Below are 17604 nucleotides of genomic sequence, written 5' to 3'. Positions count from 1 at the left end.
GCAAAGCGCTTAGTCTTCATCCACTGTTAACTGGCCTTGCTCAAGAACGCTATCTTTTACAACAGATGTTTTTGAACCGTCAATATTTACTAAGAAGCTTGGTGCAAATGTAGAGTGGTTGTCTTCATAAAAGCCTCTATTTGTCATGTAGCTTGTAATAACGACATTATCGCCTTTTGTTTGAGGTACAGCAAAGTGAGAATACGTAAATGTTTTATCATTAGGATCTAAATCCATATGAAGAACTAATCCCGTATCATTTAAAGGCTTATATTTTCCTGTTAACGTATTTGAAACATAGCCTAGCATATACACATCATCTTGTCCGATTCCATCAATCGTCATTTTAGATCCGCGAGAATCAGTGAACAAGTACCATTTTCCATCTTTTTTGAAAATGTTTGCACGTTCAATTTCGTCTGTAACTGTGTTTGATGTAATAAGCGGCTTCATTACTTTTTTAAGCGTATAGTCATCATTTAACTCAATAATGCCCAAAGCTCCGTTTGCTAAAGAAGCTTTTTCTTTATTAGATCCTTCAAGAAGCTTTTTCTTTTCAGATTGGAAGAAAGGATTGTTTCCTCCGTAGTATGCTCTGTTATATAGAGAGTCTTCGCCTTGATAGCCATCTTCGGTTCCAGTGTTAGCTTCGAAAACAAGGTACTTATGTCCGTTGTCTTCTATGTAATGAGGATCTCTTAGCGTATGGTTATCCCCTGTGTCATAACCGCCTTCATCAATAAACTGCTGAACCGTTTGATAAATCTTTCCGTCACCGTCAAAGATTGACTTGTAATCTTCTACTCCATCAACTTTTAACGTATTATCGTTTGGCTGTGACATGTTTACTTGAGCTGTCGTTAACGTTTGTTTTCCGTATTGTTTACCTGAATAATCAGTGTAGAACAAACGAACTTTACCATCTTTTGTTAACGTGGCAGAACCAGACCATTCTTGTGTTTGATTTTTAAGATGCGGGTCATTCGGTACGAATTTATCGCTGTCTTTAAACACTCTTCCAGCATTTTTCCAGCTATCAATAGATTTGTCTCCAGCTTTTTTATAAAAAATATAAACAGACGTGTCATTAGAATCTTTTGGATCACCTGCTAAGGCAAACACAATTTGATATCCATGATAAGTCGCCACTGTTCCGTCAGCATTTTGTAATGGCCAGCTGTCCCATACATCTAAGTCAATTGTATTTCCCGATGCATCTTTTCCCTTAGCAGAAGCAATGTTTTTAATAGTTGATTCATCAAAAGCAGGAACTTTAAACTGATCACTATTTTGCTGCTGTGGAATTTTCACCATATTATCGCGAGTAATATGGGAAATTCCGTAGCTATTATTAAAGTCTTTGCTGTCATTTCCTTTAGCAAATGTTTGATATCCCCCGCCTACTAGTAGGGCTGCAGCCAATGTAGCAGCAGTTGTATGCTTAGCAACTCGTTTCATTTTCATATGTTTTCTCCTTTTGTGTTAGTAAAGAATATAAATTTATTAATTCAATTAGCTATTAAAAATTCGAAAACAGAACCGGTTCCGTTCAACCAAAAGATTACTTGGATAAATGACGAAAGTCAAACATGCCAAATGTAGCTATTTCTCATTTTCATCTTTTTCATTGAACTGTAACTAGGACCAAAGTTTACGTGTAAGGGCCTTTTTTATGTAACCGTTTTTCCAACAAAGGTGTACGGCTTTTTTTACATTCCGAACCATAATTTCCTGCCGTTGCGTTTTATACTTTTTACATGATTAAACACTTTATCTTTCCAGCATTGAAAGCGCTATTCCGTTTTTTATACTTTCCGACCATTTCGTTTTCCTCAATCTCTTGAAAAATCAGTACTTTTTTTATTAGCCGGACATGAAAACGTTCTATTCTTTTTCCTTTCTGAAGATTAGGATGATAATAATAAAGGTCTAAAGTATGTTTTTTCAAAAAAATATTCCTTCTTTTTACCTACTCATTTTTATCTTTTTTAATGCATTATACGCTCTCCCTTTTTACAAAAGAGAGAGCGTACAATGCATTTTTTAACTATTAAGAGTCTAAGCCAGTCGCTTTTCCTTCACGGCTGGAATCAGCTGCTCCAAATAAACGGCCGTTTTCTTTATCAATTTGAATACCTTGAACGTTTCCGATTGGGAACGGCTCATCTCCAAAATTAAATCCCATGGCTTCTAGTTCTCCTTTGGCATTCATATCCACTCCGGCTTCCCAACCGATAAGTGATCCTGTACTATTAAAAATTCTTGGCTCTTCAATTGCTTCTTTTATATCCATTCCATAGTCTAAAACATTAATAAGCGTTTGAAACACAGATCCTACAATGGTTGGTCCACCTGGAGACCCTAGAGTGAGTACGGGTTCGTTGTCTTTAAAAACAATCGTTGGACTTTTACAGCTAACCGGACGCTTTCCTGCATCGGCTTGATTTAACCCTCCGGGAATAGCATCGAAATCAGTAAGCTCATTGTTGAGTAAAAATCCGTGGTCTTTAACCATAATTCCTGTACCAAAAGGGTGTTCCACAGTTGATGTACAAGCGACAATATTCCCCCAGCGGTCAACTACCGTGAAGTGAGTTGTTTCACTAAGCTCACGTTCAGGTTCATAAGGCTGACGCACAACGTTCACTTTTTGACCTTTCTCATAATCCCACGGATTGCCGAAATCAACTTTTTCATTTTTATGTTTCCAATTAATTAATTTTTGACGTTTCTTTATATATTCTTTATTTAAAAGCCCTTTTAATGGAATGTCACTATAGGCTGGATCCCCAGAGAATGCAATTTTATCTGAAAAGGCAATACGCATAGCTTCTGCAAACAAATAATACTTTTCCCACGATTTTACATCATATTGAGATACATCAAAGTTCTCTAATAGCTTTAAAATTTGCAGCACTGTGGTTCCTCCTGCACTAGGCATGTTGGAAGAAGCAACTCGGTATCCTTTATAATCTCCCCACACAGGTTCATCAATCTTAATCTGGTATTCTTTCAAATCTGAAAGTTCCATAAAACCTCCGTGCTCTTTTATCGTTGAAATAATGGCTTCTGCAATTTCCCCTTCATAAAAAGATTCGATGCCTTTTTCTTGAAGAATGCGAAATGTTTTAGCAAGATCTTTTTTATTAATCATATCTCCTTCTTGTATCGGCTTGCCGTTTGGCGAATATAGCTGCTTAGCATGTTCTCCTAGTCGGTAGGCGTATGTTTTTAAAATATCTCCAAGAACCCAGTTTGTTTCCACACCTGCTTCTGCTGCTTTGGCAGCCGGTTCAATCAATTCAGCAAGGGGTTTTGTTCCATACTCTTTACGAGCTGCTTCCATCGCCTTTAAAATCCCCGGAATCCCAATTGCCGTTGCATGAGTAGAACGCTTTCTAAACGGAATAACTTCTTTATTTTCATCAAGGAACATTTCAGGATAAGCTGCTTTAGGAGCCTGAGAATGCCCGTCAAAAATTTTAGTTGTTTTGCTTTCATTGTGGTACACCATAAAAAAGCCGCTGCCTCCAATACCGGTCATCATCGGTTCTCCGACGTTGAGCCCAAACTGAACGGCAATTGCTGCATCAATTGCATTGCCGCCAGCTCTTAGCACTTGTTCTCCGGCGTCTGTTGCAATTGGATGAGCACTGGCTACCATTCCTGTTTTTCCAACCGCTGTTTCTCTTCTATATGAACTCTTTCCTGAACGAGATAAACTTTTTCCATTAATCATCTTTTACGACCTCCTAGTTACTTACTTTATCTGGGATATTGGTAAAATACCCTATTGCTTTTGGGATAAAACTGTTTAAATTTGTATGGATTACTTTACCTAGACCGATATCCCTAGCGTATTTTAAACCTTTGAAAGCCATAAAATAGAAAAAGCGCCAACCCTTTTTGTTTAAAGAAAAGGTTAGCACTTTTTGCGTTTTCTAACGTTTATACACTTTTACACTTGTACCGAAGCTACTTCATTATTTACGTTCAGCAGGGCATAAAGCTCTTGAAGCCTTCCTATTTCATAGGTTGAATTCCAATTTGTATCATTCTTTTTTTCCTGAGGATTAAACCAGCACGTATCAATACCCGCCAGCTGCCCGCCTTGAATATCTGCACTCAAAGAATCTCCAACAATTAATGTTTCATGTACGGATAGCTCTTTTATACGTGAAAAAACATAATCAAAATATTCCTTCATAGGTTTTTGAAAGCCCGTATCTTCTGAGACAAATACTTCTTTAAAATAAGGATATAGACCTGAGTCCTGAAGGCGCTTATATTGCGTAGCCGATACGCCATTTGTAACAACATATAACTCATAGTGACAGCTAAGGTTTTTAATTACCTCAATTGCTCCGTCAATTAGCTGATGGCCATTGTTCAAATACGTTCGGTACTCTGCTTCAAGCAGCTTTCCGTCTTTCTCTATTCCATATTCTTTACATAGAGTAGAAAAGCGAGTATTTACAACTTGCTCACGGCTTATTTTATTTTTTTCAAAAGCTGTCCATAACCCATGGTTTATCAAACTATAACGTTTTTTACTTTCCTCAGTCAGCGGAATATCGTGGTTAGCAAAAAGAAGCTGTAAAGCCTGCTCTTCGGCTGCATTAAAATCTAAAAGCGTATTATCAATGTCAAATAGCAGCGTTCGGTATGTTTTCATTCTTCTCTCTCCCCTTCAACTAATCTATTGCTTTTTCTATTCGTATATATTGTCGTTTGCTAGACAGCTCAGTTTTTCTTTATCTTTAAGAATAATGGAGCCTTTCTTTTTTTCAATAACTCCTTGCGCTACAAATTTCTGAAGAACACGATTTAAATGCCGGTAAGTCGTTCCGATTAAATTAGCTATATCTTTTAGGCTTTCTGTTTTTTGATTCATAACCAAATGTGATTCTTCACAAAAAATAGAGAGCAAGTAACTAGCCAGCCGCACTTCAACTGGGTACATTAAATTAAAGCTTAGCGAGTTCGATTTTGCGCAAAACTTTTTTGTGAGCATTTCCAGTAAAAACGTCAGCAGCTGTGGATCATCGCTCGCATGCTGTTTTAATCGTTTGTATGGTATACCTATCACAACTAAAGCTGAAACGGCTTCAACCGTATTCATAATATCAACATCTTGTACATACTCAATATCGCCTATTACTTCAAGGGGCTGTTTAAAGGAAAGAACAAGCGTCTTGCCTTCGGGCGATATGGTATAAACTTTAACCTTGCCTTTCACCAATATGTACAAACAGTGAGACGCGTCTCCTTGAGAACAAAGACGTTCTCCTGCCTCGACATCATACAGTGACAAATGCGGTAGTAACTTTCCCTTGAAAACCGACTCTAATTTATAAGTAGTTATATACTCCAGCAGCTGTTTTTGACTCGTAATTTCTCTCATGCTTCCCTCTCCAACATAACGGTTTCTTTTTATTAAACAATAACACTTCCTACAATAAAAAGGACATATGTCCCAAATGAAATTTTAATTTTTTACGTTATGTTCATAGATTACTTTTAAGAAAAATATATAAATAAAAAAGACTCTAGCACGTTCGCTTAGAGTCTTTTTTGTTAAACGCTCTTTTTATTTCTGCCGTAACCAACATAAACAAAGACACCAATCAGCATCCAGCCGATTGAATACATCCACGTTTTCGCTGATAAGTTAAACATAAGAAAGATACAGCAAAGAATAGCGAGAATTGGAATAAACGGTACAAAAGGTACTTTGAAACCTCGCTTTAGGTTAGGCTGACTTCTTCGAAGAGCCAAAATCGAGAATGAAACGGCAGCAAACGTAACAATCGCCAGCATATTTGCTAAATCCGCCAGCTGTTTTAAATCAATAAAACCAGCTACAATCGCCCCTAACGCCCCGACAAGCCATGTCGATATGACAGGTTCACTGTTCTTTCGGTTTACTTTCGCAAAAAGAGACGGCAATAATCCATCATGACTCATTGACATCAGTACGCGAGGCACAACAAACAAATAAGCAAACACGACGGCCATAATACCAATAACGGCTCCTATAGACAAAATAAGAGCTGCCCATTCTTGCCCAACACTATTGAGTGCATATGACAACGCATCGCCTACGTTTAGCTCTTTGTAAGAAACCATCCCTGTTAATACTAACGCAATGACTACATAAATGACTGCACAAACACTTAGTGCAATCAAAATACCTAGCGGCAAGTTTCTTTGCGGATTTTTCACTTCTTCTGCTGACGTAGAAATAGCATCAAATCCGTTATAAGCGAAAAAGACAGAAGCGGCGCCTGCAAAGATTCCTTTCACACCAAAAGGAGTAAATGGATGCCAGTTATTTGTATTAATAAAAAAGACGCCGACGGCTACAAATAAAAGAACAATGCCTATTTTAATTAAAACCATTAAGTTATTTATTTTTTTACTTTCTTTTACCCCTCTCGTTAATAAAAACGACATGCACAGCACAATAAATACTGCCGGAAGGTTAATGATACCTCCGTCGCTCGGTATGGCGGTTAACGATTCAGGAAGTCTAATACCAAACTCAGTAAGCACATTATTCACATAAGATGACCATCCGCCTGCTACAGACGCTAAAGACACCGTATAGCAGCCTACGATGGACCATCCTATTAAATGCGCTACAAATTTCCCTAGTGAAACATATACGTATGTATATGCGCCTCCCGAACTTGGAACAGCTGAACCAAACTCTGCATAGCACAGTGCAACAAGAATACAGGCTATTGCAGAAATAACAAAGGAAATGGACACCGAGGGTCCTGCATCCCTGGCGGCAACTAGCCCTGCTATAACCAGAACTCCTGTCCCAATAGTTGCTCCTACTCCCATCAAAATAACATCGAATAAACCTAACGTTTTAGTTGATTCTTTTGCTGCATTTTCATCTAACAGCTTGTTAATGTCTTTTTTTGCAAACAGATTACTCATGATGACTAACCTCTCTTCATCTTGTTACTAATAATACTTTTTATAGTCTATTTTTTAATGGTAGATCTTTCTATGTATGTAACAGTAAACTATTTTACTACATTTAATTTTCTGTGTAAAATAGTTTAGTTTTTGAACTTTTTAATGATTAAAACAAATTCACTAATGATGTTTTTTTCTATCACCCTATTATGGTGTACCCGACCAGACTAAATACATGCGTTAAAAACTTTATCAAAATTTCCTTCATTCATGATTGCTTTTGTACTATACTAAAGAAAAACTTCTTAGGAGCAACATAAAAGATGAACTTATTTTATTTTCTCAAGGGGTTAGTGATTGGGTTTTCCGTCGCTGCTCCGGTCGGTCCCATCGGTATTTTATGCATTAATCGAACGTTATCTAAAGGGCGGTTACACGGATTTGTATCCGGGCTGGGAGCAGCTACAGCAGACGCTGTATATGGATGCATCGCTGCGTTTGGCTTAACGTTCATTACAACCTTTTTACTAACCCAAAAGATTTGGCTTCAGCTGATTGGGGGATTATTTTTATGTTATTTAGGTGTACAAACTTTTCGTTCTCAGCCTGCAGAGCACGCTGCTGCTGCTAAAGGAGAAGGTTTGCTTCGTTCTTATACATCCGTTCTTTTTTTAACGGTTACGAATCCAATGACGATCTTATTTTTTATTGGCGTGTTTTCTGGTGTAGGCATTAGTAAATCAGCATTTGATGTTGCTTCTGCGTTGACAATGGTTGCAGGCGTATTTTTAGGATCGGCCTGCTGGTGGCTTTCGCTCAGTTTTGCTATTAGTCTTGCCCGGTCGAAGTTTACGAATAACAGCTTGATCTGGGTAAATCGTATTTCGGGAGCGGTTGTACTGACTTTCGGGATATTTGCATTATACAAGTTACTATAAAAAGTCATTTGTCTCCTTTTCTGGGGACAAGTGACTTTTTTAATAGAAAAGAATAATCTTAAAAAATACCCTAAACGCTTTGTTTTCTGTATAATAGATAAATAGAAAAACAGAAAAAGTATAAAAAATGCTTGAAAACTACATACTCAATCATTAGTCTTCAAACATAATAAGGGGAAATAAAGCATGACCATTCTTCTAGTAGATGACAACCAAGTCAATCTATTTGTGATTGAAAAAATTTTAAAAGGCGCTGGCTACGATAACTGTGTGTCTCTGACGTCTGCCCATGCCCTTTTTGACTATCTTAACCTGGACGATGAGAACTCAAAAACGAATTCGGTCGATTTGATTTTACTTGATATTATGATGCCCGAAATTGATGGAATCGAAGCCTGCAGGCGAATTCAACAGGTAGAACGCTTAAAACATATTCCAATCATCTTTGTCACAGCCCTAGAAGACAGCAGCAAATTAGTAGAAGCTCTAGACGCCGGCGGGACAGACTACGTGACAAAGCCGATTAATAAAGTGGAACTGCTGGCTCGTATGCGCGTAGCCTTACGTCTTAAAGCAGAAATTGACTGGCACACGGAACATGAAAAGAAAATTCAAACTGAGTTAGATTTAGCTACGCACGTACAGCAAAACTTACTCAGTCCCCCTTTACGAGAGAAGGATATTCAAATGGAAGTTTCATATTACCCTTCTTTTAAATTAGCGGGTGATATGTACTATTGGCACAAAATTGACGAGCACCGGTACGGAATTATTCTTTTTGATATGATGGGGCACGGCATCTCTGCCTCACTTGTTTGTATGTTTATTTCGTCTGTGCTCAGAGAAGCTATCAAGTCCCTCGTAGACCCTGAGCAGGTTATTACAGAGCTAAATCGCTACATGGAATTATTGCACAGCGAAAAAGATGAAATCCCTTACTATTTCACTGCTATTTATTTAGTGATCGATACGGAAGCTAAGACAGTAGAATATGTGAATGCCGGGCACCCAGAAGGTTATATGTTAGTGGATGAACATACGCTCGTTCCTCTTCAACGAGGAAGCTGCCCTGTAGGATTTTTTGAAGAAATGGACGTTCAGAAATCTGTTGTCAGCTTTGAGAACGATGTGCAAATTTTGCTATTTACAGACGGAGCTCTTGAATCGATGGGCCCTTGCGAAAATGAATCTGCTCTTCGTCTTCAAAAACTTACTGAACAACAATGGACAAATCCGCAGGCATTTATGAATGAAATTTTTTCAGAAGAACAAAAGTTAAATCAGCCTGATGACATGTGCGTGCTTATGATTCAAGCACAAGCACAATAAAAAAAGACCTCACAAATGAGGTCTTTTTTTATTGCTTTTGATAGATGCGCTCGTTCCCTGCAAACTCGATATAAGAAGCTGCTCCTTCAGCAAAGCGAAGCGTTTCTTTATCGCCAAGCCCAAGAAATCCTTTTGCACACAGGCTTTCTGAAAATAAATTATACACTTGATTTTGCAGCTGAGCTGTAAAATAAATAAGGACGTTTCGGCAAATGATGACGTGAAATTCATTAAATGACTGATCCGTGACTAAGTTATGCTGAGCAAAGATAATATTTTTTAGCAGAGACGGATGAAAATATGCATAGTGATGATCCGTTTGATAATATTCCGAGAAGGCATTCTTTCCACCGGCTTGAATATAATTTTTTGTATATGACTTCATTTTACGTAAAGAAAAGGCGCCTTGTTTTGCTTTTTCTAATACATCTTCGTTCATATCCGTTGCGTAAATGACCGCCTTCTCCATTAACCCTTCTTCTTCTAAAAGAATCGCCATAGAAAATACCTCTTCACCCGTGGCACAGCCAGCGTGCCAAATGCGAATTTCCGGATAATCCTTTAATACCGGAATCACTTTTGTGCGAAATGCTTTAAAAAAGCTTGGATCGCGAAACATCTCTGTTACATTTATCGAAAAATCATTTAAAAGCTGATTCATAAATTCTTCTTCGTGAATCGCTTTTTCTAACAATCGAGACACGGTTGGAATACGTTCAATTTTCATTCGATTATAGACTCGGCGACAGATAGAAGATTTAGCGTACTGTCTGAAATCGAATCCTGTTAATCGATAAATAGCCGTCAGCAGTAAATCGATCTCCAAATCTGTTTTTTTATTCATAACTAAGTCTTCACTTAAATCTAGGTGCTTCATATCCATTTATGTTTCATACCCCGCTTAATTTACTAGCCATACACGCATAACGGAGAACAGCTGATTTAAATCTAAAGGTTTACTGATATAATCTGAAGCTCCAGCTTCCAAACATTTTTCACGATCGTTTTTCATCGCTTTAGCGGTTAATGCAATAATAGGCAAATCAACAAGCTTTAGCTCTCCTCTGATTTTCTGCATGGCTTCATATCCATCCATTTGCGGCATCATAATATCCATTAAAATGAGATCAAATGGTTCACTATTCTCCATCATTTCAAGACATTCTATTCCATTATGAGCCGTAATAATGGTCATACCTTGTTTAGCTAGCGCAGTTTTTAAGGCAAAGATGTTGCGCTGGTCATCATCTACGATGAGCACTCGCTTATCTTGAAACACATTTTCATCATCTTGCAATGGAGGTTCAACTGGTTGTACAGGATGATCAATTTCAGTTATTTCTGCTTCAGGTTCAGCTTCTTCTACAGATACCGCTACTTCTTCATATGCAAAATTCACTTTTTCATAGTCAATAAGACCATTAGAGAGGCTAGGAAGATATAGCGTAAACGTACTTCCTTTTCCTACTTCACTGCTTAGAGAAATCCAGCCGCCCAATAATTTTGCAAACTCACTGCAAATAGATAAGCCAAGTCCCGTTCCTCCGTACTTGCGGACCGTAGCTCCATCTGCCTGCTGAAACGCTTCAAAGATAAGCTGATGCTTTTCTTTTGGTATACCAATCCCTGTATCAGCTACAGCTATTTCTAGCCAGCAATCCGTATCAACTGTACGCATAGCTGTTGTAAGACGATGGTCAGCTACTCGTTGAATGGATACTGTGACAGATCCCGATTCCGTAAATTTAAATGCATTTGATAAAAGATTTTTCACAATTTGTTGGAATCTCTTTTCATCTGTGTGAATGATGTCCGGTACATCTTGTGCTTTATTAATTTTCAATTGTACGTTTTTCTGTTCAGCAACGTGGCTGAAATTACGCTCGATTTGATCTGGAAGCTCACTCATATTCATCTCAGCAAGCAAGACATCTAGTTTTCCAGACTCTACTTTTGATAAATCCAAGATATCGTTGATTAATGCCAACAAGTCTTTTCCTGAAGAATGAATAATACGAGCGTATTCTTCTTCATCTTCAGATAGCGTTTTGGCTGCGTTTTCCTCAAGCATTTCAGACAGAATAAGAATGCTGTTAAGCGGTGTTCGAAGCTCATGCGACATATTAGCAAGAAATTCAGATTTATACTGTGAATTCAACTCCAACTGATGCGCTTTTTCTTCTAAATCTTCTTTTGCAGCCTCTAATTCAAACGATTTTTCTTCTGCGTCTTTTGTTCTTTCTTCTAGCTGTTCATTAATCATACGCAGCTCTTCAGACTGCATTTGCAGTTCTTCTGATTGTGTTTGAAGTTCTTCAGACTGAGCCTGGAGCTCTTCTGTCATCGCCTGAGATTCTTTTAATAGACGAGCAATTTCCATACGTCTGATTACACCATTGATAGTGAGACCAAACGTTTCAATCACTTGACTAATAAGTTCTTGCTCTAAAACTGTAAATTCGTGCAGCGATGCAAGCTCGATAACAGCAATTACTTCATCTTCAAACAAGACGGGTACAATAAAAATACTCTTAGGTTTTACGTCTCCTAATCCTGAAGTAATGAGCTGGTACGTGTCAGGTACATCGTTTATGACAAAGGTTCTTTTTTCTAAAGCAGCTTGTCCAATGAGCCCTTCGCCTATCAAAAAGCTCTCTCTTCCCGCGTCGCCTTTTCTATCTGCAAAAGCAGCTTGTTTGACGAATAAGTTTCCTTTATCATTTTCCTCTCGAACATAAAATGCTCCGAAAGAAGCTTGTGTCATTTCTGAAACCGTAAAGAGAAATTTTTCCGCAAGCTTGTCTACGGAGGCTATGCCTTGGTACATCGTTACAGCGTGAGCAATGTTCGTTTGAAGCCAGTTTCGCTCTTCAATATTTTCTAACAACGCGTTCGTGGCTAGCCCTAAATCTTTAATTTCATCATTAGACCTAACTTTAATTCTTCCTTTTAACTCGCCTTTTGAAGCCGTAATTCGTTTGATCGTTTGCGTAACTTCTTTAATTGTATTCACAATGGAATTAGACAAAATAATAGCGATAACAAGTGAGATAAGCGTAACAAATAACAGCAAGCCATAAAGTCCAATTTTTATTTTTTGATTTTTCTCGTCTAACTCTGTTGCTCTTGTTTCAGTCGATTTTTTCTCTACATTTCTAAAAGAAGTAAACTGGCTGCGTATATCGTCCATATACTGGCGCCCAGGATCTTTCTCAAAAAATTGCTGAAGCTCTTTTGTATTATTTTCTTTTTTTAATGCAATGGTCGGTTCACCAGCAGCTTCAATCCAGTCTTGAATACTTCCTTTAATCTTCTCCAGTTTTTCCTGCTGATTTGGATTATTATTTAGAAGCTGATACAGCGCATTGTAATCTTTTTCCCAACTTGTTGCTGCGCTGTTATAAGGTTCTAAGTAACTCGCTTCTCCTGTAATAATATAGCCTCTTTGTCCGGTTTCCATATCAAGCAGGTGCTTTTCAATTCGGTTGGTCAGATCATGGACTTCAATATCATGATCAATGATAAAATTTCGCTCTTTTTGCAAAGATGAAATTTGACTATTTAAAACAATAAATGCAATAAATAAACAGACAATAACAATTAAATATCCAATAATAATTTTGGATTTGATGCCAAACCTCATTTTCTTTTCCATAATGTTCCTACTTTCATTCTAGATATTCCTCTAGAAGCATTTGAAAAACATGTTTATTTTTACTGCCGGGGAATTTCGCTTTCAGTATACACTCTCCACTTCATCTTCCTTTGTTTGATAGGACTTCTCTCTTTTCTCTACCAAGTCAACATTCCTATTATACACTCTATTTTTGTACAGAAGAATATTTATTGTGCAAGAGGTGAAGATTAATTCCCCAATTAGAAATTGACGTTTTAAAACGCCATATAAAGACAAGCCCATGCCTGTACAGGCATGGGCTTGTCTCATAATATATTTGTACACAATAAGGTAATGAAAAGTAATTTATGCTTTGGGGAATCACATAAATTATGACAACATAGGTATAAATAAATACTTACATGCGAAACGTAAAGCATTCATTATTTAAATTGTACTTGGACAGTAGAAAGCAATGCCACTTTTTTTAATTTAAATATATTTTTTTAATTTACATATTTACTTGCTACACTTTTTATCTCGAGCTCTTTAACATGGTTAAAAACTCTGAGAGGCTAGGGGCGTTTTTATTTAAAATAGTTTCAGCAAAATAAGATATTTTATAAAGAGTTTCTATGCTTTCAATCGGATATTTTCCAGCTGCTGTTTCAGCAGAAAGCATCACTGCATTCGTTCCGTCAAACACCGCCTGAAACACATCTGTCACTTCAGCTCTTGTAGGAATCTTGCTGTCTACCATTGATTGAAGCATTTGTGTCGCTGTGATCACGTATTTATCGTGCAAGCGGCATTCATGAATTAATATTTTTTGCAGTAAGGGAATCCATTCATATGGAAGCTCTACTCCTAAATCACCTCGTGCAATCATAATTCCGTCTCCTTCTTCACATATCCTCTGAAAATTTTCTATAGCTTCCATCGTTTCCACTTTTGCAATTAGCTTTGGGATATTTGGATGTTTTAAATGGATATAATGTTTAATTTCTTTTAAATGCTCAGGGGTTCTTACGAATGAACAAGCAAGAAAATCTACTTTTTCTTCCACCAAGAATCTGATATCTTGTTTATCTTTTTCAGTAATGGCTGGTAAACGCACGCGAGTAGCTGGTAAATTCACCCCTTTATGTGAAGAAATAGCGCCGCCTTTTTTTACTTTTGTGACAAGTTTATCTTCTTCTACTTTTTCAACAATTAGCTCTACTTGGCCGTCATTCATTAAGATTTTGCTTCCTTTTTGAACATCCTGCACGATACCCTTGTAATCAACGCTCGCTCCTTTTTCATTTCCTGATACCTCCTCTGTATATAAAACAAAAGAGGTTCCTTCTTTTAAAACCACTTCTTTTAGTTTTATCACTCCAAGTCTAATTTTAGGACCTTGCAAATCTCCTAGGATTTGAATAGAGGGATCTAAAGACCTTATCGTATCTATAATTTTCTTGTGGCTTTCATGCGACCCATGAGATAGGTTCAGCCGAGCTATTGTCATTCCTTTTTCTAACAGTTTCGCTAGTACACCTTTTTTATTACTAGCAGGCCCAATTGTACAGATTCGATCGATTGCCATCGCCTTTCACCATCCTTTTAACATAGGATGCCCACTTCAATGAAAGAGATAAGCTTCATATGAAAATAGTTATATTCCCACAAAAAAGCCGTCTCTAAGTCAATAACTCCACTTATGAGACAGCTCTTTTATTTTCTTTCTATTCTTTATTGTACCCAGCTTTCAACCACTTTTTCATTTTTAGAAATCCAGTTTTTTACGCCTTTTGTTTCATCGTTCGCACTGTTAACTTCTGATTCCAACGATGCCAATTGATCAGAGCTAATAGAAAAATCTTTTAGCCACTTTGCAGCTTCTGGATAATCTTCTTTAAAGGTCTTTTTACTGATTGACTGTATTTTTTCAGGTCCTGTCGGATTCATCGTATTTTTCGGATCTTTTAAGTATCTGAGATTATACTTTTCAAAAGCCCAGTGCGGTCGCCACAACGTAACAACAACGGGCTCTTTACTAGCAATTGCTTTATCCAATTCTGATAGCATAGCGGCTGTGCTACTTTCTACTAAATTCCAGTCTGTTAACCCATAGCTTGGCATCGCATGATCTTTAGTAAGACCGTTTATTCCAGATCCTGGTTCAATACTAATAATCTTTCCGTTAAACTCCTTTTTCTTATTTTTCAAATCAGCTATCGACTGCGCGTCTACGTAGTCAGGAACGGCTAATCCGCTATCTGCTTGGTCATACCAAGTGCCGAGAACGGCTACTTGCTTTCCGAATCTTTTCATATAAGAACTGTGGGTGGTAGGCATCCATACATCTAAAAACAAATCAATATTTCCTTGAGCAACTCCTGAGAAAAGCGGAGCTACATCGCTTTGAACTGCTTTGACTTTATAGCCTTTTTCCTCTAATAATTCCTTCCATAAAAACGTAACAGCTACGGCTTCGTCCCATGGTATGTATCCAATTGTAATTTCTTTTTTAGTCGTCGTTCCGCTTGCCGTATTACTATTTCCGCATGCAGAGACAAGCAGCATGATGACGATTGTTAGCATAATAAAAGAAATTTTTTTTGAATGTTTCATATACTCCCACCTTTATCCATTTTATTTACTTGATTGAATATCTCGGCTTTTTTGAGTAGAAAGATGTGTTAAACGATCTAAAATAACGGCAATAATAACAACCGCAATCCCACCGATAAACCCTAAGCCTACATCCAGCATACTGATGCTTCGCAATACCTCCGCACCTAAGCCTCCCGCACCGACCATTGAAGAAATAACAACCATAGAAAGAGATAACATAATAACTTGGTTTACACCCGACATAATCATAGGCAAAGCCAGCGGCAGCTGTACTTTAATTAATTTTTGCCATTCCGTTGCTCCAAAAGCTTCTGCCGCTTCTAAAGTGGTGTGTGGAACCTGCTGAAGCCCAAGCAGCGTCAGACGAACGGCAGGCGGCATTGCGAAAATAAACGTAGCAATAAGAGCTGTAACATTCCCTAATCCGAATAAAAGTACGGACGGAATTAAATAAACAAAAGCAGGCATTGTTTGCATAATATCAAGAATCGGTTTTATGACTGCTCCCAATTTGTTAAAGCGGTGCGATAATATACCTAAAGGAACGCCGAATAAAAGTGAGATAATAGTAGAAGCTAAAACGAGAGATAAGGTCAGCATCGATGCTTCCCATAAATTCAAGCTAATAATAAGAAGTAAACCAAAACACGTAAATACAGCTATCTTCCAATCTGTTAACCATAGCGCTAATAGAACAAAAACAATGACAGTTACTAGCGGAGGAGAGGCTGTCAATGCCCATTCAAGGCTGCTGATTAAACTGGTCATTATCTGGTTGATTCCAGTAAATACACCTGAAAAACTATCAATCATGTAATCAACAAATGAATTTGCCCATTTATCTAAAGGAATACGAGGAATCATCGCAGCATTCACCATCATATTTATCGAACCTCCACTTGATATGATTTAACGTCTTGCTGCTCGGTCACTGCAGTACGTTCAGTGAGATTTGCAATAAGAGTGCTCGGGGAAATCATACCTTGTAGACGGTGATGATTATCAACAATGACTACAGGGGAATGACTGTCGGTAAATAGAGGAATCATTTCTTGTAAAGACATATCAGGATTGACGCAATGCGGCTGTGTCAATGCTTTTCCTTTTAAATCATGCTTATGAGCTTCAATAAGCTCCATCACTATATAGATGCTCATCATACCTAATAAGCGGTCAGAACTATCAAGAACAAAAATCGTAGATAAATGATTGGTTCTCATTCTTCTCAATATGACTTGTGGTGATTCATACTCGTAGGCAGCCGTTTCTACCGGAATAACAGCGTCTTTAGCAAGGCGAATTTTGCCGTAATTAACGTCTTGAACAAGCAGTTTTACATAATCGGTTGCCGGTTGACTTAAAATATCTTCAGCGGTTCCAAGCTGTACAATCTCTCCGTCTTTCATTACGGCAGCCCGGTGCCCTAAAGTTAATGCTTCATCTAAATCATGCGTTACAAAGATAACTGTTTTTTGTACTTCTCCTTGAATATCAAGAAATAGCTTTTGCATATCTCTTCGAATGAGAGGGTCTAACGCCGAAAAAGGCTCATCCATCAGCAAAATCTCCTGTTCAGAAGCAAGAGCTCTCGCTAATCCAACCCGCTGCTGCATACCTCCTGATAATTCATAAATTCTTTTATAAGCTTGTCCATTTAATCCCACCATTTCAAGCGCCTCTTTCCCTCGCTTTTCCCTTTCGCTTGCTGCTACACCTTGAATCTCTAGACCGAACGTAATGTTGTCAATCACGGTGCGGTTGGGAAGGAGGCCCACATTTTGAAAGACCATCCCAATTTTATTTCTCCGGACTTGCTGAAGCTGTCTTTTTGGCATATGAGAAATATCTGTATTTTCTAGATATACTGTCCCTTCTGTTGGTTCTACAAGCCCGTTCAGGCATCGAAGCAAAGTAGATTTACCGCTTCCTGATAATCCAATTAGCACAAAGGTTTCTCCCTTTTTCACTTCGAAATGAGCATTATAAATAGCAACGGTTGTCTTAGTAGCTTGTTCAACTTCATATTTGCTTTGCCCCGACTCTCTCAGCTTAAGAGCCTGTTCTTTTTGGCTGCCAAATACTTTTGAAACATCGGTAACACGGATAATGGGTTCTGTTAGTTTAGAGTTTGTACTCAATTTATTTCCCCCTTATTTTTAAAGTAGATTG

13 protein-coding genes are annotated in these 17604 nt (G+C 37.8%); 2 read left to right on the top strand and 11 right to left on the bottom strand.

The window, feature by feature from the left end; genetic code table 11:
• Positions 1-9 precede the first annotated feature (9 nt).
• The 5 genes from U9R83_RS07800 to U9R83_RS07780 form a co-directional block, all read right to left on the bottom strand.
• A complete protein-coding gene (locus U9R83_RS07800; protein ID WP_014460830.1) occupies positions 10-1464 on the bottom strand; it encodes a glycoside hydrolase family 68 protein in 1455 nt (484 codons plus the stop codon).
• A 586-nt stretch (positions 1465-2050) separates the two neighbouring features.
• Positions 2051-3739, bottom strand: a complete 1689-nt coding sequence (gene ggt, locus U9R83_RS07795) for a gamma-glutamyltransferase (RefSeq protein WP_243549029.1) — start codon at positions 3737-3739, stop codon at positions 2051-2053.
• A gap of 219 nt (positions 3740-3958) precedes the next feature.
• Positions 3959-4675: a YjjG family noncanonical pyrimidine nucleotidase gene (locus U9R83_RS07790; protein WP_208732552.1), complete on the bottom strand. Its 717-nt coding sequence runs from the start codon at positions 4673-4675 to the stop codon at positions 3959-3961.
• A gap of 36 nt (positions 4676-4711) precedes the next feature.
• On the bottom strand, positions 4712-5404 hold the full coding sequence (locus U9R83_RS07785) for a Crp/Fnr family transcriptional regulator (RefSeq protein ID WP_014460834.1): 693 nt from the start codon (positions 5402-5404) through the stop codon (positions 4712-4714).
• A 173-nt stretch (positions 5405-5577) separates the two neighbouring features.
• Positions 5578-6951, bottom strand: a complete 1374-nt coding sequence (locus U9R83_RS07780; RefSeq protein WP_014460835.1) for an amino acid permease — start codon at positions 6949-6951, stop codon at positions 5578-5580.
• A 305-nt stretch (positions 6952-7256) separates the two neighbouring features.
• Here U9R83_RS07780 and U9R83_RS07775 point away from each other — a divergent pair, with 305 nt between their 5' ends.
• Positions 7257-7871 (top strand): LysE family translocator, encoded by a 615-nt coding sequence (locus tag U9R83_RS07775; RefSeq protein ID WP_014460836.1) that lies wholly within the window; start codon positions 7257-7259, stop codon positions 7869-7871.
• Positions 7872-8057: 186 nt separating this feature from the next.
• On the top strand, positions 8058-9200 hold the full coding sequence (locus U9R83_RS07770) for a SpoIIE family protein phosphatase (RefSeq protein ID WP_115653435.1): 1143 nt from the start codon (positions 8058-8060) through the stop codon (positions 9198-9200).
• A gap of 28 nt (positions 9201-9228) precedes the next feature.
• Here U9R83_RS07770 and U9R83_RS07765 read toward each other — a convergent pair whose 3' ends face one another.
• From U9R83_RS07765 to U9R83_RS07740, 6 genes are all read right to left on the bottom strand, one after another.
• The gene (locus tag U9R83_RS07765; RefSeq protein ID WP_115653434.1) at positions 9229-10083 is read right to left on the bottom strand and encodes a CheR family methyltransferase; all 855 of its coding nucleotides are present in this window, start codon (positions 10081-10083) and stop codon (positions 9229-9231) included.
• An 18-nt stretch (positions 10084-10101) separates the two neighbouring features.
• On the bottom strand, positions 10102-12855 hold the full coding sequence (locus U9R83_RS07760) for a CHASE3 domain-containing protein (protein ID WP_115653433.1): 2754 nt from the start codon (positions 12853-12855) through the stop codon (positions 10102-10104).
• A 496-nt stretch (positions 12856-13351) separates the two neighbouring features.
• The gene (locus tag U9R83_RS07755; protein WP_014460840.1) at positions 13352-14404 is read right to left on the bottom strand and encodes a pyruvate kinase; all 1053 of its coding nucleotides are present in this window, start codon (positions 14402-14404) and stop codon (positions 13352-13354) included.
• A gap of 146 nt (positions 14405-14550) precedes the next feature.
• Positions 14551-15432 carry a glycine betaine ABC transporter substrate-binding protein gene (locus U9R83_RS07750; RefSeq protein WP_182421149.1) on the bottom strand — a complete coding sequence of 294 codons (882 nt, stop codon included), beginning with the start codon at positions 15430-15432 and terminating at the stop codon, positions 14551-14553.
• Positions 15433-15453: 21 nt separating this feature from the next.
• Entirely contained in the window at positions 15454-16317 is an 864-nt protein-coding gene (locus tag U9R83_RS07745) for an ABC transporter permease (protein ID WP_115653430.1), read from the bottom strand.
• 2 nt (positions 16318-16319) lie between these two features.
• Entirely contained in the window at positions 16320-17573 is a 1254-nt protein-coding gene (locus U9R83_RS07740; RefSeq protein WP_115653429.1) for a quaternary amine ABC transporter ATP-binding protein, read from the bottom strand.
• Between the last annotated feature and the right edge of the window lie 31 nt (positions 17574-17604).

This window comes from Priestia sp. LL-8 (genome assembly GCF_036227845.1).
In the GTDB taxonomy this organism is placed as follows: domain Bacteria; phylum Bacillota; class Bacilli; order Bacillales; family Bacillaceae_H; genus Priestia; species Priestia zanthoxyli.
This window is presented reverse-complemented; position numbering and strand designations above follow the sequence as displayed.

Bases quoted from the DNA above. Each gene is read 5' to 3' on its own strand.
- U9R83_RS07780 (WP_014460835.1), bottom strand. From the start codon at position 6,951: ATGAGTAATCTGTTTGCAAAAAAAGACATTAACAAGCTGTTAGATGAA.
- U9R83_RS07785 (WP_014460834.1), bottom strand. From the start codon at position 5,404: ATGAGAGAAATTACGAGTCAAAAACAGCTGCTGGAGTATATAACTACT.
- U9R83_RS07755 (WP_014460840.1), bottom strand. From the start codon at position 14,404: ATGGCAATCGATCGAATCTGTACAATTGGGCCTGCTAGTAATAAAAAA.
- U9R83_RS07790 (WP_208732552.1), bottom strand. From the start codon at position 4,675: ATGAAAACATACCGAACGCTGCTATTTGACATTGATAATACGCTTTTA.
- U9R83_RS07765 (WP_115653434.1), bottom strand. From the start codon at position 10,083: ATGGATATGAAGCACCTAGATTTAAGTGAAGACTTAGTTATGAATAAA.
- U9R83_RS07745 (WP_115653430.1), bottom strand. From the start codon at position 16,317: ATGATGGTGAATGCTGCGATGATTCCTCGTATTCCTTTAGATAAATGG.
- U9R83_RS07770 (WP_115653435.1), top strand. From the start codon at position 8,058: ATGACCATTCTTCTAGTAGATGACAACCAAGTCAATCTATTTGTGATT.
- U9R83_RS07760 (WP_115653433.1), bottom strand. From the start codon at position 12,855: ATGGAAAAGAAAATGAGGTTTGGCATCAAATCCAAAATTATTATTGGA.
- U9R83_RS07750 (WP_182421149.1), bottom strand. From the start codon at position 15,432: ATGAAACATTCAAAAAAAATTTCTTTTATTATGCTAACAATCGTCATC.
- U9R83_RS07800 (WP_014460830.1), bottom strand. From the start codon at position 1,464: ATGAAAATGAAACGAGTTGCTAAGCATACAACTGCTGCTACATTGGCT.
- U9R83_RS07775 (WP_014460836.1), top strand. From the start codon at position 7,257: ATGAACTTATTTTATTTTCTCAAGGGGTTAGTGATTGGGTTTTCCGTC.
- ggt (WP_243549029.1), bottom strand. From the start codon at position 3,739: ATGATTAATGGAAAAAGTTTATCTCGTTCAGGAAAGAGTTCATATAGA.